The organism is Hyphococcus sp. (assembly GCF_965228385.1).
Classification (GTDB): domain Bacteria; phylum Pseudomonadota; class Alphaproteobacteria; order Caulobacterales; family Parvularculaceae; genus Hyphococcus.
In genome coordinates this window covers 1,517,017-1,531,905 of sequence record NZ_OZ245810.1, presented here as the reverse complement: position 1 = coordinate 1,531,905, position 14,889 = coordinate 1,517,017, and the positions used below count along the sequence as shown (strand labels likewise).

Sequence of the window (14,889 nt, the reverse complement as noted above, 5' to 3'; positions counted from 1 at the left end):
GAATGCCCGGAATTGATGGAACGCTGAAATTTATTCCCGTACGGATTGCCGTGCTGACCGTCTCGGACACCAGAACGGAGAAAGACGATACGTCAGGCGATCTGCTGGCGGAACGTATTCGCGCCGCCGGCCATGAGGTGGCGGCGCGCTCAATCGTTCGCGACGACACTGGAGAAATTCAGAAAACGGTCAGCGGGTGGATTCACGACGAAAAGATCGATGTGGTCATCTCAACCGGCGGTACCGGGCTCACCGGCCGGGACATCACGCCGGAAGCGCTGGCGCCGCTGTTTGAAAAGGAAATTGAGGGCTTTTCCGTAATTTTTCATCAGGAGAGTTTTAAAAGCGTGGGCCTGTCGACGCTGCAATCGCGCGCCTGCGCCGGCGTTGCAAAAGGCACGTTCATCTTCGCGCTGCCGGGCTCCAACGGCGCGGTCAAGGACGGCTGGGACAAGGTGATTTCATTCCAGCTCGATTCCCGGCACAGGCCCTGCAATCTTGTGGAAATCATGCCGCGCCTCATGGAAAAATAAATGGCTGACGATCTTACGCATTTTGACAAGACCGGCCGCGCGCGCATGGTGGATGTGAGCGCCAAAGCGGATACCGAACGGCGCGCCGTTGCGCGCGGCCGCGTGACGTTTTCGCCGGACGCTTTTAAAAAAGCGCGGGCGGGGGTTAAGAAGGGCGATATAGCAAGTATCGCGGAACTGGCCGGGATCATGGGCGCCAAGCGCACGAGCGACCTTATCCCCCTATGCCATCCATTGCCGATTACTGGATTGTCCGTACGCGTTGAACCTGACGATCAGGCGTCCGTCTTTGTCGTGACGGCGGAGGTCAAGACATCCGGCAAGACCGGCGTTGAGATGGAAGCGTTGACCGCTGTCATGACCGCTTGCCTGACGATTTACGACATGGCGAAAGCGATCGATAAATCCATGACCATAGAAGACGTGGCGCTTGTCGAAAAATCCGGCGGCAAATCCGGGGATTTCAGGCGGGATGATTAGATCATGCTGAGCGTTGACGAAGCTGTTACAGCTATCCTTCGCGGCGCCGCGCCGCTGGAGGCGGAAGCGATGCCGCTGGCAAAGCTGACGGGACGTATTGCTGCGGAAGATGTCATTGCTCAACTGACGCAGCCGCCTTTCGCCGCATCGGCCATGGACGGCTACGCGGTCCGGTTCGCCGATGTGAAGACCGGCGTTTCATTGAAAGTGATCGGCGAGGCGCCTGCCGGCGCGCCTTTTAAAGGTGAAATCCGAACAGGCGAGGCCGTGCGTATTTTTACCGGCGGCGTCATTCCCGATGGCGCGGATCATGTGATCATTCAGGAAAAAGTAACGCGCGACGGAGAGCGCATCACCGTTACGGAAACGGCCGACGCGCCGCGCCATATCCGTCCGGCCGGAATCGATTTCAAAAAAGGCGACAGGCTGGCGCAGGCCGGCGAGCGGCTGCATGAAATACACGGCGCGATTTTCGCGGCGGGCAATATCAGCGAAGCGCGCGTCATCGGGCGCCCGACAGTCGCGCTCTTTTCCAACGGCGATGAATTGATTGAACCGGGCGGGGATTTGCGGCCGGGCGAGATCGTGAATTCCAATCATTACGCATTGTCGGCCATGGTGGAGCGCTGGGGCGGCGCTCCGGAATATCTGGGGCGCGCCGCCGATAATGAAGACGCCATTCGCGAATTTTTCGCGCGCGCAAGAAACGCCGATATTATCGTCCCTATCGGCGGCGCCTCCGTCGGCGATTATGATTTTGTGAAGACTGCGTTTGCAAAAGAAGGCGGCGACATTGTTTTTGAAAAAGTCGCGGTCAGACCGGGCAAGCCCACATGGCACGGGCGGCTGGGAAGCGCGCGCATCATCGGCCTGCCGGGCAATCCCGCCTCGGCGATTGTGACCGCAGCGCTCTTTGTGCAGCCGCTGGCGCGCCGCCTTGCCGGACACGCTGCCACAGAAGGGTCTGTGTTCGAAAAAGCAGCGCTTTCCCGCCCCTTGAAAGCGAACAGCGCGCGCGAGGCGTATTTGCGCGCGGAGGTCAGTCCATTAGTATACGGATATAATGCGGTTCCCGCCGATGATCAGGACAGTTCCTTACTGTTTCCGTTCGCCCGCTCGAACGCGCTGATCCGGCGACTGGCGAACGCGCCGGCGGCAAAGGAAGGCGACGAGGTGGAAATCTTGTGGCTGCGGCAGGCGGCGTGACGTGACAGCGAAAAAGCCGCGTTATGGCCTGATCTTCGCCGGCGGCGGCGCAAGGCGCATGGGCGGCGCGGAAAAGGCCGCTTTGATGCTTGGCGGGCGGCGGTTGATTGACATTGTCATCGCCCGGCTTGCGCCGCAATGCGATCAGATACTCATTGCCGGGCCCGATGATTACGAAACGCGCTGTCAAAATTTACCAGATCGGGACGACGGGCCGGCGGGACCTGCGGCGGGATTGTGGTCTGCGCTTGTCTGGCTTCAGCAAAATGCGCCGGATACGGATGGAATAGTAACGGCGCCCGTGGACGGGCCGTTTTTCCCCGGCGATTTGTTTGAAAAACTCCACGCGGCGGATTGCAGCGCCGTCGCGCGCGACGACGCCGGGACGCATCCGACATCTGCATGGTGGCGGTGCGATGACTTGCGCAAAGTCTTTAAGACGTCCACGCCGGGCGAGGGGCTGGCGCTGAAAACACTGGCGAACCGCGCCGCCGCAATGGAAATCGTATTCCCCGGCGGCGAACTATTCCGCAATATCAATACGCCCGAAGATCTTGCGCGCGCGGAAAAAGACTTGCGCCGGGTCTAGCAACAGCAGGTAAACTATAAGAAGCGCGCGACGACTTCCTTGTAGGAACGCGACAGCTTCAGCTCAAACCCGTTTTCCAGAATCAGGAAATATTCGCCGTTCGAATGGGGATGCAGTTCCTTCACCTTGCCGATATTGACGATGGCGGAACGGTGCACGCGCTGAAAACGCGCCGGGTCAAGCCGCTGCTCGAGCGCTTTCATGGTCTCCCGGATAATATGGGTTTTGCCGCCTGCATGGATGCACATATAATCGCCGGCGGCGTCGATCCACTCGATCTCGTCGGCCATCAGCATGACGACTTTCGAGCCGTCCTTGAACGAAAGCCTTTCGGAATAGCGCTGCTTTTCCGACCATGCGGGATCGTTGATCAGTTCCTTGATGCGGTCGCGATCGTCATCGGAAAGCGAAGCCAGCATTTCAATCAGTTTCGATTCGCGATTGGCGGCGACCTTGCTCTTCAGCGCCTCGCGCGCGCGATGGATTGCGTCGCTCAACCGCTCATCCTCGACCGGCTTGACGATATAATCGAGCGCGTTCGCCTCAAAGGCGTCGATGGCGTATTTGTCGTAGGCGGTGACGAAAACGAAAAGCGGGGCGGGGCCGCCGATCAGCGCGCGGACGACGCCGAAGCCGTCCAGTCCCGGCATTTGAATATCAAGGAACACAAGGTCAGGCGATTTCGCCCTGATATCCTTCACCGCTTCGCGCCCGTTTGAACATTCGCCAATGATTTCAATTTCAGGAAAATTTTCCAGCCGCAGTTTCAGCCCCCGCAAGGCAAGCGGTTCGTCGTCGACAAGCATCACCCGGATTTTTTCGTCACTCATTTTTGTCCCCGATTTTCAAAAGGCATTCTAAGGCTGACGCACAAGCCCTGCGGATCCACATGGCACAGGCTGAATTCGGCGCGTCCCTGATAAAGATAATTCAACCGGTCGCGCATGTTCACAAGACCGACGCCGGTTTTGACATTGCGCAAAAGCGCCGCCGGATCTTCCGGCGCATTCAAACCGTTGTCGCAGACTTTCAGAACCAGCGCGCCGCCTTCGCGTTTTGCAATGATGGTGATTTCGCCGCCGCTTTCCATTTGCGCGATGGCGTATTTGATCGCATTCTCGATGGCCGGCTGCAGGATCAGCGAAGGAACATACGCGTCTTTCGTTTCCTCCTCGATATCAAAGGTCACCGTCAGGCGGTCGCCGAAGCGGGTTTTTTCAATCGCGAGGTATAGTTCCAGCGCCCGCACTTCTTCGGCGAGGGTGGTTTTCTGCAAGGGATCGCTGTCGAGCGAATAGCGCAGGAAAGCCGACAATTGCGTCAGCATGGCGTTCGCCTGTTTGCCGTCCTGCTCCAGTACAAGCGTCGATATGGCGTTCAGCGTATTGAACAGAAAATGCGGGTTTAGCTGATAGCGCAGCATTTTCAGTTGCGCCTGATCGGCGAGCCTTGCGGACAATATTGTCCGTTCCATTTCATTGCGCAGCTTCAGATAATAGTTGATGCCGAAGTAAAAGCCGGCCCATGACCCGAGAAGAAACAGGTTCGCGGGCATGCTGGGCAGCAACAGCAGCAGATAATTGATCGTGCCCAGATTATCGCCGTTCAGCTCCATCCATTCCTGACCGATCAGAAAACCGAATGTCTGCGCTTTCATGGCGGACATCAAAACCGCCATGGCGATCGTGGAAATAATCACAATGGAAAGGATCAGTATCGGTCCCTGACGGCGCGCAAACCGATAGATCGGGCGCGCCAGTATGCTGGTCGTTAAAAAACCGATCAGCGACGATGCGGCGGAGTAGAGAAGGGCGATGGAGGTGCGCCCCGCCACGAATGTGGAAACGCTGAGAATATGAAGCGCAAAAAAACCGAGCCAGCCGGCGGTCTGGAGAATCCAGAACATCCGGCCCTTGTCGGCGAAAAACCAGTTCATCCATTGGCGCGACCGGCCCTGGTCGGAAATGAACGGTCCGGCGCGATCGGGGGCGATGTCAGCAGCACTCATTTTTACAGTCTCGGGTTTGTTCATGGAAACAAGGCCTGTCTTCGCCGTAATACAAGGCGCGCTGCGGCGAACAGCCTCCGCCATGCGATAAACGTCGCAGCGATTTGTCCGCGACCCGTCATAATAACCCTATTCCGTCAGGGACAACAATCGAACGTCGCCGCCGGCCGCCGTCGTATTGATGGTTAATGTCCGCTCTGTCGCGAAACGCCAGGGCTCATCCATAGTGGAAAGTAACGGAATAATCGGTCCGCTGCGCCGCGCCAGCACCGATTCGATCTCTGCACGGCCTTTTTCGCCGCCGTCAAAGACGACTGCGCTGATGCGGTCGTCAAGCAGAAGGGCGCTGGTCGTATTTTCGCCCAGAACTGTCAGCAATCCGTCCGGCGCGCCGGATTTGTCGAGCGCGTTCGACAGAGCCGCCATGGCGTCATCGTGTAGCGCCAGCACGGGATTGCCCGCAGCCAGGGCGCAAGCAACCTGATTTATCAAGGCGCCGTTTCCGCCGAGGCATAATGCGACGCCCCGACCGCGTTGCTTTAATGTATTGGCCTCGCCGGTGGGGCCGGGAAGTTCTGTTTGCGCGGAGAGAGCGGCGAGCATACGCCCGACCATGTCCAGACTGGCGTTATCACCGGCGGCGGAAAAAGCCTGCTGCAAAATTGTCGAACGATCGGCGAGCGACCAGGGAAGATAGGCGTTCGCCGCTGCGGACAACGCCGCCTGTTCAGCTTTCGTGATTTCGCCATCGGCGACATTAGGTGAGCCGCCGCCTTCCGGCCGCGAGCGATTTGTCAGCGCGCTTAGATAGTGCGGACCGCCCGCTTTCGGACCCGTGCCCGAAAAGCCTTCGCCGCCAAATGGCTGCACCCCGACAACGGCGCCGATCTGATTGCGGTTGACATAGATATTGCCGATACGCGCCCGCCGCGCCACGCGCTCCATGGTCTCGTCGATGCGCGAGTGAACGCCCATGGTGAGGCCGTAGCCAAGCGCATTGATGTCTTCGACCAGCGCTTCCAGGCCATTCGACTTGAAGCGCACGACATGCAAAACGGGTCCGAAGATCTCTTGTTTCAGCTCTGACAGCGCGCTGATTTCATACGCCGCCGGACGGATAAAAGTTCCGTTCACGTCGCCCGCAACCTCCGGCGTGCGGGCGATCAGCCTTGCATCCCTTTCAAGTCTGTCAGTATTGCGCTGAATGTTATCGCGCGCCTCTGTGTCGATCACCGGCCCGACATCGGTCGACAGTTTCGCCGGATCGCCGACCTGCAGTTTCGCCATGGCGCCGGCGAGCATGTCGTTGAACTGATCGGCAATGTCTTCCTGCACGCAGACAACGCGGCATGCGGAACACCGCTGTCCAGCGCTTTGAAACGCGGAATCGATTGTGTCGATAACGGCGGCTTCCAGCAGCGCGGTTGAATCGACGATCATGGCGTTGATGCCGCCGGTCTCGGCGATCAGGGCGGCGTCATGGCGCCCGCTCTCAACCAGCGTTTTTTTGATCGCCTGCGCCGTGCCGGTGGAGCCTGTAAAGACAACGCCGTTGATATTCGGATTGGACGTCAGGGGCGCGCCGACCGACGGGCCGTCGCCCGGCAGATAATATAAGGCGCCGGCCGGGACGCCTGCGTCGAACAGCAATTTGACGGCTTCGAATGCAATCAGCGGCGTTTGCTCGGCGGGTTTGGCGATCACACAGTTTCCTGCACAGAGCGATCCGGTGATTTGCCCGAGGAAAATGGCAAGCGGGAAATTCCAGGGCGAGATACAGGCGATGACGCCCACAGGCTCGCCGGTCAGCGCTTCGGCGCGATCCGGATAATAGCGTAGAAAATCCACGGCTTCGCGGACTTCGGCGATCGCATCCGGCCAGCTCTTGCCCGCTTCGAAAACGCAAAGCGCCATAAAATGCTCGCCGCGCTCTTCGAGAAGGTCTGCGGCGCGGCGAATGACGTCAGCGCGTTCGCGAACACGCGTCGCCGCCCATTCGCCGGCAAAAGCCGCCGCTTGCTCACAGGCGCGATTTACATCATGCGCTGCGGCTGGCGACACCTCGCCAATTGCATCACCGGGTCGGGCGGGGTTTTTAAGAATTATAGCCTCATCGTTTTTGCGGCTCTCGGGCGTGGCGCCGTCAATCAATGCGTGGGCGTAAATATAGGGAAGCGTTTCGCGCGCTGCCGGCGACATCGCCGCCGCCGTGGGCGGATGGGTTTCGTCCCAGCCCTTGGCGGCGAGGCGTCCGCCAAGATGATCGCGCGGCGCCGGGATGAGCGGGTTTGGATAAGTCTCCAGTTCGGCGATTTCGTCGAAGGGATCGGCGACCACATCGTCAACGGATAAATCCGGATCGATGAGCTGATTGACGAAAGACGAGTTTGCGCCGTTTTCCAGCAGCCGGCGCACAAGATAGGGCAGCAGTTCCTTATGACCGCCCACAGGCGCGTAGATGCGCGAGCGAGAGCCGGTCGCCAGAAGCTTGTCATGCAGCGCTTCGCCCATGCCATGCAGGCGCTGCAACTCGTAATCGTCGCCGTCGCCCGCCATCGCCTGCACCATAGCGGCGGTCAGGGCGTTATGGGTCGCGAATTGCGGATAGAACACATCCCGCGCTTCAAGCAGTTTTCGAGCGCAGGCAATAAAACTGACGTCGGTCAACACTTTGCGCGTATAAACGGGGTAGCTTTCGAGGCCCATTACCTGTGCGCGTTTGATCTCGGAGTCCCAATAAGCGCCTTTCACCAGGCGCACCATCACGCGGCGGCCTGTATCGCGCGCCAGCGTCGCCAGCCAGTCGATCACGAACATTGCGCGGCGCTGATAGGACTGGATCACCACGCCGAAGCCGTCCCACCCCGCCAGCGCAGGGTCCCGCATCAGCATTTCCATGATGTCGAGGGAGATATCGAGCCGGTCGGCTTCTTCAGCGTCGATATTGAATCCCATATTGGCATTGCGCGCCATTACGGCGAGATCACGGATGCGCTCGCCAAGCTCGTTCAGCACACGCTCCTTGTTTGTGTATTCGTAGCGCGGATGAAGCGCCGACAGTTTGACGGAAATGCCGGGATTGTCCGCCGCGCGCGCATGCGTGCTGTGTTTTGAAATCGCGGCGATGGCTTCACTGTAATCGTCAAAATATTTCAACGCGTCCCGGTCGGTGCGCGCCGCCTCGCCAAGCATGTCGAAAGAAAAAACGTAGCCCTTTTCGGCGAAGCCTCTTGCGCGCTTCATCGCCGCTTCGATGGTTTCACCCAGCACGAAATGTTCGCCCATGATGCGCATGGCCTGACCGACGGATGCGCGGATCACAGGCTCGCCGAGCCGGTCGAGGACGGCCTTGGTGCGCGCCGCCATTTTGCCCAAAGGATCTTTCGGTTCGACGTCGTCGAGCCAGGCGGAGGTCAGCATCAGCGCGCGGGTGGAAAAATTGACGAGCGGAAAAGGGCTTTTGCCTTGGTGGGAAGCCCAGTCGCCGGCCTCGATTTTATCTTCGATGAGTGCGTCCGCGGTCGCGGCGTCCGGCGTTCGCAACAGCGCTTCCGCGAGGCGCATGAGGGTGACGCCCTCAGCCGTCGAGAGCCCGTATTCCTGTAAAAACTTGTCGATAAGGCCTGAACGCGCCGCGCCGGCCCGCGCGGCGCGGACAAATTCAGCCGCTCTTTCCTGCGCGGCGTCCCGCAGCGCCTGATCCAGATCGGCGGCCGCGACCATGGCGGGCGCGAGCTGTTCTTCCGGCTCCAGATAGTGATCGCGAATGTGTTTGCGGTGTTCTTCCAGACTGCGTTCAGCGCTCATGGGATTCCTGGATCGTGTTCAATGGCGGCAATGGCTTAGCTCATTCGGCGCGTTGTTGAAACTGGCGGCGCTGGTCTTGTTTTGCAGCGGTTCTGCTGCATTGCGCCATTGCGCTGGACTTTTGCGGGGCCTAACTAGGGCGTGAAAAAAGCGTCGGCTTTAAGCCGTTGCGCCAAAATTTAACAGTCAAGGCCTGAAAGGAACGCCCCCCATGACGGAAGCCTATATTTACGACGCCGTGCGCACGCCCCGCGGCAAAGGCAAAGCGGATGGCTCGCTCCATGAAATTACGCCGGTCGAACTGGCGACGCAGGTGCTGGAGGCTGTGCGCGACCGCAACGAAATCGATGCGGGCGCTATTGAGGATGTGGCTTTCGGTTGTGTGTCTCCGGTGGGCGAGCAGGGCGCTGTCGTGACGCGCACGGCCATCTTGAACGCGGGCTATCCGGAAACCACGTCCGGCATCCAGGTGAACCGTTTTTGCGCCAGCGGGCTTGAAGCGGTGAATATCGCCGCGGCTAAGGTCAAGGCGGGCGAAGCGGAAATGACCATCGGCGGCGGCGTTGAATCCATGAGCCGGGTGCCCATGGGGTCCGACGGCGGCGCCTGGCCGGCCGACCCGGCGACGGCGTTCAAGACCTATTTCGTCCCGCAAGGCATTTCCGCAGATCTGATTGCTACCAAATACGGGTTCTCGCGCGATGATGTGGACGCCTACGCCGTGGAAAGCCAGAAGCGCGCCGCAAAGTCGTGGGAGGAAAAGCGGTTTTCAAAATCCATCATGCCGGTCAAGGACGTAATGGGCGCGACGGTGCTCGATCATGATGAAACCGTACGCGAAAACACCGACATGCAATCGCTGGGCGCGCTCAATCCGTCCTTCGCCATGCTTGGCGAGAATTTCGGCTTCGATGCTGTGGCGATCCAGAAATACGCCGAGCTTGAAAAGATCAATCACGTTCACCACGCCGGCAACTCCTCCGGCATCGTCGACGGCGCCGCCGCGGTGCTGCTGGGCAATGAGGAGATCGGCAAAAAACTCGGGCTTAAGCCGCGCGCACGCATCAGATCCATGGCGTCGATCGGCTCGGAGCCGACGATCATGCTCACCGGGCCGGAATTCGCCGCCCAAAAAGCGCTGAAGCGCGCCGGCATGGATAAAAAGGACATTGATCTGTGGGAGCTGAACGAAGCTTTCGCTTCCGTTGTCTTACGCTTCATGCAGGCCCTCGATATCGATCATTCCGATATCAACGTGAATGGCGGCGCCATCGCCATGGGGCATCCGCTCGGCGCCACGGGCGCAATGATTTTCGGCGCCATGGTGGACGAGCTTGAACGCTCGGGAAAAGAAACGGCGCTGATTACGCTGTGCATCGGCGCCGGCATGGGCACGGCGACCATCATCGAGCGCGTCTAGTCAGAAATTTTGAAACGGATTTGAATCATGAGCTACAACACAATCAAAGTTGAGACGGACAGCGACGGTATTTCGCTTGTCACCATCGATCTGCCCGGCAAGTCCATGAATGTGTGGGACGCCGATCTCATCGAGGATTTTTCCAAATGGGTTGATGAATTTGTCGCCGACGACAAGGTCAAAGGCGCAGTTATCACCTCCGGCAAAAAATCCGGATTTCTCGCCGGCGCCGATTTGAACATGCTCGGAAGCGGCGGTCCTGCGAAAAACGGAAAAGGCGCGCCCAGTGATCCGGAAGCGCAGTTCGAAGCGGCGTTTGGCCTGAACAAAATGCTGCGCAAACTTGAAACCGGCGGGCAGTCGGCGAAGGACCTGCAAAAGGGAACGGCGCACGCCAAACCGGTTGCGGCGGCCGTCAACGGCCTCGCGCTCGGCGGCGGTCTGGAACTCGTTCTCGCCTGTCATCATCGCGTGGTTGCGGACAATCCGAAAATCCAGCTCGGCGTGCCCGAAGTGCAGGTCGGCCTTCTTCCGGGGGGCGGCGGCACGCAGCGCCTGCCGCGGCTGGCGGGTCTTCAGAACGCCGCCATGATGGCGACGCAAGGCAAGCCGATCGATCCGAACACCGCCAAAAGCCAGGGCATAATTCAGGACGTCGCGCCGCCGATGAAGTTGTGGCGAAAGCAAAGGAATGGGTGAAAGCCAATCCCAAAGTCACACAGCCCTGGGACAAAAAAGGGTTCAAGTTTCCGGGCGGCGGCGGCGCAATGGATCCGCGCTCGGTCCAGTTCTTTATGGCGGCGAACGCCATGGCGCAGCGCGAGACCAACCATAATTATCCGGCGGTGCGCTATATTCTTTCCTGCATGTATGAAGGTTCGATCGTGCCGATCGATACGGCGCTCAGGATCGAAACCAAATATTTCGTGAAGCTCTTGAGAAGCGACCAGACGCGCAACATGATCCGCACCCTGTTCATTAACAAGCAGGCGGCGGAAAAAGGCGAACAGCGCCCCAAGGATGTCCCGCCGACTGAGTTGAAAAAAGTCGGCGTACTCGGCGCCGGCATGATGGGCGCAGGGATCGCCTATGTCACCGCAAAAGGCGGCATGGACGTCGTCCTGCTCGACCGCGATCAGGAATACGCCGAAAAGGGAAAGGGCTATTCGCAGAAGATCGTCGAAAAAGGCGTCTCGCGCGGCAAGGTGACGAAGGAAAAGGGGGACGAGCTGCTCGCCCGGATCACGCCGACGACGGATTATAACGCCTTGAAAGACGTCGACATGATCATCGAGGCTGTGTTTGAGGACCCGGATGTGAAAGCGGACGTCATCAAGAAGACCGAAGCCGTCATCGGTTCCGATGTGATTTTCGCGTCGAACACCTCAACGCTGCCGATTACCGGTCTCGCCAAGCATTCCGAGCGTCCGGATCAGTTCATCGGCATCCATTTCTTTTCGCCGGTCGACAAGATGCCGCTCGTGGAAATCATTCCGGGCGAGCAATCAGGCGACAAGGCGCTTGCCGCTGCGCTCGATTATGTGCGCATGATCAAGAAAACGCCGATCGTGGTGAAAGATACGCGCGGCTTTTATACGAACCGCGTCGTGCCGCCTTATCTCGGCGAAGCAATGATCATGGTGCAGGAAGGCATCAAACCCGCGCTTATCGAAAATGCGGCGAAATCACTCGGCATGCCTGTCGGTCCGCTGGCGCTGACCGATGAAACATCGCTGTCGCTCGGTCATATGCTGATGCAGTCAACCAAGAAAGAACTTGGCGACGCCTATAAACCTTCAGGCAATGAAGAACTGCTTGAGAAAATGGTTGTCGATCTGAAAAGGGAAGGGCGCAAATCCGGCGGCGGATTTTATGAATACCCGGAAGGCGGCAAAAAATATCTCTGGCCCGGACTTTCCGAGCATTTTCCGATTGCTGACGATCAGCCTTCTCTGGAAGAAGCGAAAGAACGCTTGCTTTACGCGCAATTGATTCCAGCAGCGCAGTGTTATGCGGAAGGGATTGTATTCGATCCGCAGTCGGCCGATATCGGCGCGATTTTCGGATGGGGCTTTGCACCATGGACCGGCGGCCCCATGAGTCATATCGATACGGTTGGCGTTGAAAATTTCGTACGCAAGGCGGAAAGCCTCGCGCAACAATACGGAAGCCGTTTCAATCCGCCGGAAACATTCCGTAAAATGGCGAAAGAGGGCGAAACGCTCTACCCGAAAGCGGCTTAAAATAGGGCGGGGGGAGCGACAAGCTCCCTCCGTCATTTGCATGACGGCCCCGGCGTTTTCCCGCAAGGCATGGGAGGAAAACGCCCGCGCCTTGCGGCATGGAGCCCTCTTAAACGCCCCCCATCGCGTACACGTTGCGGGCGAGCCGGACGGCGAAAAATACAACCTTTCTGATGAATTCTTCAAAAAAACCCAGTGTTGGTGGATAGATATCCACCCCCTGGCGGCGCCCCCTTATACTGCACCAGCTGATCGGGCGCAGTTGCAGCGTCGTAAAATTCGCTGAGGCGCCCGGTTTCATACGCCGCCTGACATGCGCAGCGGGCAAAGGAGACTGGAAAGGATGAAAAGTAGTACAAGACAGTGTCGCGAAGTTGCACAAAAATCGGCTGAAAGCCTTGGATGGTGCGGGATGCATCAGCGCGGCGATCCGGTGTTGCACAACTTTTTGATGCGGCGGCGGGCCCTGGCGGGAGTGCCGCGCGTTAAAAACCCCAGCTTTGCGGGTTCGGGTAGGGTTCATTTTTGGAAAGCGCCTGCATGCCTTTCACGATGCGAACCACATACCAGATAAAGGCGACGAGAAGGATGACGAAACCGATCAGCACAATCATGAGCACGCAACCAATGAGCATGTACAAAAGGCCTTTCCAGAAAATATGGATCTGGTTGCGATAGTGAGATTGAAGCCACTCCGGCGCCTGATCTTTCGAGACATAGGCGATGATGACCCCGACAATTGCTGTAACGCCCAGCACAACCGCCGAAAGGTAAAGGATATAGATGAGGTTCGCGTTGCCGCTTTCGTTCGGATTGGTGGAAATATGTGAGCCGCCCTTTTGCGGCGCTGGCGTTTCAGACATGGAATTCCCCTTTTTTCACTGGCCTTTGAAAATCCGGCCGCCGAAAATATTGCGTTTTCGGGTTCATGGTAACCTTGCCGCAGCGCAAAAGCATTGATAGGAAGCGCGCCGAATCACTTTTTCCACAATCAAGGATAGCAATCATGGCGCTAGAACGCACTTTTTCAATCATCAAACCGGACGCGACACGTCGCAATCTGACCGGAAAAATCATCTCAAAACTGGAAGACGGCGGCCTTCGGGTTGTCGCCTCCAAACGTATTCATATGACGAAAGAACAGGCGGAAGGATTCTACGCCGTCCACAAAGACCGCCCTTTCTTTGGCGAACTGGTTGATTTCATGATTTCCGAACCCGTCGTCGTGCAGGTGCTGGAAGGTGAAAACGCCATCGCCCGCAATCGCGAAATTATGGGCGCCACCAACCCGGCTGAGGCCGACTCCGGCACAATTCGCGCAGAATTCGCGGAGTCGATCGGCGAGAATTCCGTTCACGGTTCTGACGGTCCGGACACGGCCGCACAGGAGATTGAGTATTTCTTTTCGAAAGAAGAAATCGTCGGTTGACGTCGGGCATATGGCGCTTGATCCACGATTTCGTTAGGATGGCGGGCGCTGGCGCAGCCGGGAGCCAAGGTGAATGAGTCTGATCGCGAACGTTTTGTTAGTTCTCGTCGCCAGTTTGTTACAGGCGGGGATGGCGTTCGCGCAGACGCCATACCCGACGCCTGTCGAGGGCGACTATATTGCTGAAGATTTCGAATTTGGAACTGGCGAGACGCTTGACGCGTTGCGGATCCATTATCGAACGATCGGCGAGTTAGAGCGCGATGAAAACGGACAGGCGACAAACGCCGTGCTCATCATGCACGGGACGACTGGTTCCGGCGCGAGTTTGTTACGGGAATCGTTCGCCGATGTCCTGTTCGCGCCAGGCGGTCTTCTTGATGCTGAGGAATATTTCATTATTCTTCCGGACGGCGTCGGTCACGGAGAGTCGTCAAAACCGTCAGACGGCTTGCGCATGGATTTTCCCAAATACGATTATGACGACATGGTCCGCGCGCAATATCTGATGCTGACCGAGGGGCTTGGCGTCAATCACCTTCGCCTCGTCATGGGCACGTCCATGGGCGGCATGCATTCCTGGGTCTGGGGTTACAAGTATCCGGATTTCATGGACGCCATCATGCCCCTTGCGAGCCTTCCGACCGAAATTGCCGGGCGCAACCGGATGCTGCGCAAGATGATTATCGATGCGATCATGGCGGATCCGGCATGGAATGAAGGAGAGTACGACGAAAAACCTGTGCAAGGGCTTACCGCGGCGACCTATCCGTTGATTTTCATGGTGTCGAGCCCGCTTCAATATCAAAAAATGGCGCCGACAAGACAGGAAGCCGAAGCGATGTTGGCGTCACTGGTGGAGCGGTTTACAGGCGCGCTCGACCCGAACGATACGATTTACGCCGTCGACGCATCGCGGAATTACAATCCGGCGCCGCATCTTGAGAAAATCACCGCGCCCCTGACGGCTGTGAATTCGGCTGACGATCAGGTCAATCCGCCGGAGCTGAAAATTCTTGAAAAAGAGATCCAGAACGTCGCCAAGGGAAAAGCCGTCATACTTGCGATAACGGATGATACCCGGGGGCATGGCAGCCATACAGTCGCGGTGTTATGGAGCGATCATTTGCGAGAACTGCTTGACGCCAGCGAATGATCGCGGGGAGTATCGCCG

The 14,889-nt window shown here is 58.2% G+C and carries 11 protein-coding genes and 1 pseudogene; 8 read left to right on the top strand and 4 right to left on the bottom strand.

Annotated elements, in window-relative coordinates:
- The first annotated feature begins 2 nt into the window (after nucleotides 1-2).
- The 4 genes from moaB to mobA are packed head-to-tail and all read left to right on the top strand — an operon-like array spanning nucleotide 3 to nucleotide 2,808.
- The gene (gene moaB / locus ACQK2Q_RS07140; RefSeq protein ID WP_425409055.1) at nucleotides 3-533 is read left to right on the top strand and encodes a molybdenum cofactor biosynthesis protein B; all 531 of its coding nucleotides are present in this window, start codon (nucleotides 3-5) and stop codon (nucleotides 531-533) included.
- Nucleotides 534-1,013, top strand: a complete 480-nt coding sequence (moaC, locus tag ACQK2Q_RS07135) for a cyclic pyranopterin monophosphate synthase MoaC (protein WP_425409054.1) — start codon at nucleotides 534-536, stop codon at nucleotides 1,011-1,013.
- A gap of 3 nt (nucleotides 1,014-1,016) precedes the next feature.
- On the top strand, nucleotides 1,017-2,219 hold the full coding sequence (gene glp, locus ACQK2Q_RS07130; protein WP_425409053.1) for a gephyrin-like molybdotransferase Glp: 1,203 nt from the start codon (nucleotides 1,017-1,019) through the stop codon (nucleotides 2,217-2,219).
- Between the two features lies 1 nt (nucleotide 2,220).
- The gene (gene mobA / locus ACQK2Q_RS07125) at nucleotides 2,221-2,808 is read left to right on the top strand and encodes a molybdenum cofactor guanylyltransferase (RefSeq protein ID WP_425409052.1); all 588 of its coding nucleotides are present in this window, start codon (nucleotides 2,221-2,223) and stop codon (nucleotides 2,806-2,808) included.
- Between the two features lie 14 nt (nucleotides 2,809-2,822).
- On the opposite strand, the gene ACQK2Q_RS07120 is transcribed toward mobA, so the two are convergent.
- The 3 genes from ACQK2Q_RS07120 to putA form a co-directional block, all read right to left on the bottom strand.
- Entirely contained in the window at nucleotides 2,823-3,638 is an 816-nt protein-coding gene (locus ACQK2Q_RS07120; protein ID WP_425409051.1) for a LytR/AlgR family response regulator transcription factor, read from the bottom strand.
- Nucleotides 3,635-4,840, bottom strand: a complete 1,206-nt coding sequence (locus tag ACQK2Q_RS07115; protein WP_425409050.1) for a sensor histidine kinase — start codon at nucleotides 4,838-4,840, stop codon at nucleotides 3,635-3,637. Before ACQK2Q_RS07115 ends, ACQK2Q_RS07120 begins: the two co-directional genes overlap by 4 nt.
- 105 nt (nucleotides 4,841-4,945) lie before the next feature.
- Nucleotides 4,946-8,623, bottom strand: a complete 3,678-nt coding sequence (gene putA / locus ACQK2Q_RS07110; protein ID WP_425409049.1) for a bifunctional proline dehydrogenase/L-glutamate gamma-semialdehyde dehydrogenase PutA — start codon at nucleotides 8,621-8,623, stop codon at nucleotides 4,946-4,948.
- 211 nt (nucleotides 8,624-8,834) lie between these two features.
- Between putA and ACQK2Q_RS07105 the strand changes: the two genes are divergently transcribed.
- On the top strand, nucleotides 8,835-10,043 hold the full coding sequence (locus tag ACQK2Q_RS07105; protein ID WP_425409048.1) for an acetyl-CoA C-acetyltransferase: 1,209 nt from the start codon (nucleotides 8,835-8,837) through the stop codon (nucleotides 10,041-10,043).
- Between the two features lie 27 nt (nucleotides 10,044-10,070).
- Nucleotides 10,071-12,286, top strand: a pseudogene (locus ACQK2Q_RS07100) (3-hydroxyacyl-CoA dehydrogenase NAD-binding domain-containing protein).
- Nucleotides 12,287-12,771: 485 nt separating this feature from the next.
- Here the strand turns inward: ACQK2Q_RS07100 and ACQK2Q_RS07095 are convergent.
- Nucleotides 12,772-13,149 carry a DUF4870 family protein gene (locus ACQK2Q_RS07095; protein WP_425409047.1) on the bottom strand — a complete coding sequence of 126 codons (378 nt, stop codon included), beginning with the start codon at nucleotides 13,147-13,149 and terminating at the stop codon, nucleotides 12,772-12,774.
- Nucleotides 13,150-13,292: 143 nt separating this feature from the next.
- On the opposite strand from ACQK2Q_RS07095, the gene ndk reads away from it, so the two are divergent.
- Nucleotides 13,293-13,715, top strand: a complete 423-nt coding sequence (ndk, locus tag ACQK2Q_RS07090; protein WP_425409046.1) for a nucleoside-diphosphate kinase — start codon at nucleotides 13,293-13,295, stop codon at nucleotides 13,713-13,715.
- Nucleotides 13,716-13,788: 73 nt separating this feature from the next.
- Nucleotides 13,789-14,871 carry an alpha/beta fold hydrolase gene (locus ACQK2Q_RS07085; RefSeq protein ID WP_425409045.1) on the top strand — a complete coding sequence of 361 codons (1,083 nt, stop codon included), beginning with the start codon at nucleotides 13,789-13,791 and terminating at the stop codon, nucleotides 14,869-14,871.
- Nucleotides 14,872-14,889: the final 18 nt, after the last annotated feature.

Coding starts and splice junctions, on each gene's coding strand:
- moaB (WP_425409055.1), top strand. CDS start 3: ATGCCCGGAATTGATGGAACGCTGAAATTTATTCCCGTACGGATTGCC.
- moaC (WP_425409054.1), top strand. CDS start 534: ATGGCTGACGATCTTACGCATTTTGACAAGACCGGCCGCGCGCGCATG.
- glp (WP_425409053.1), top strand. CDS start 1,017: ATGCTGAGCGTTGACGAAGCTGTTACAGCTATCCTTCGCGGCGCCGCG.
- ACQK2Q_RS07120 (WP_425409051.1), bottom strand. CDS start 3,638: ATGAGTGACGAAAAAATCCGGGTGATGCTTGTCGACGACGAACCGCTT.
- ACQK2Q_RS07115 (WP_425409050.1), bottom strand. CDS start 4,840: ATGAACAAACCCGAGACTGTAAAAATGAGTGCTGCTGACATCGCCCCC.
- putA (WP_425409049.1), bottom strand. CDS start 8,623: ATGAGCGCTGAACGCAGTCTGGAAGAACACCGCAAACACATTCGCGAT.
- ACQK2Q_RS07105 (WP_425409048.1), top strand. CDS start 8,835: ATGACGGAAGCCTATATTTACGACGCCGTGCGCACGCCCCGCGGCAAA.
- ACQK2Q_RS07095 (WP_425409047.1), bottom strand. CDS start 13,149: ATGTCTGAAACGCCAGCGCCGCAAAAGGGCGGCTCACATATTTCCACC.
- ndk (WP_425409046.1), top strand. CDS start 13,293: ATGGCGCTAGAACGCACTTTTTCAATCATCAAACCGGACGCGACACGT.
- ACQK2Q_RS07085 (WP_425409045.1), top strand. CDS start 13,789: ATGAGTCTGATCGCGAACGTTTTGTTAGTTCTCGTCGCCAGTTTGTTA.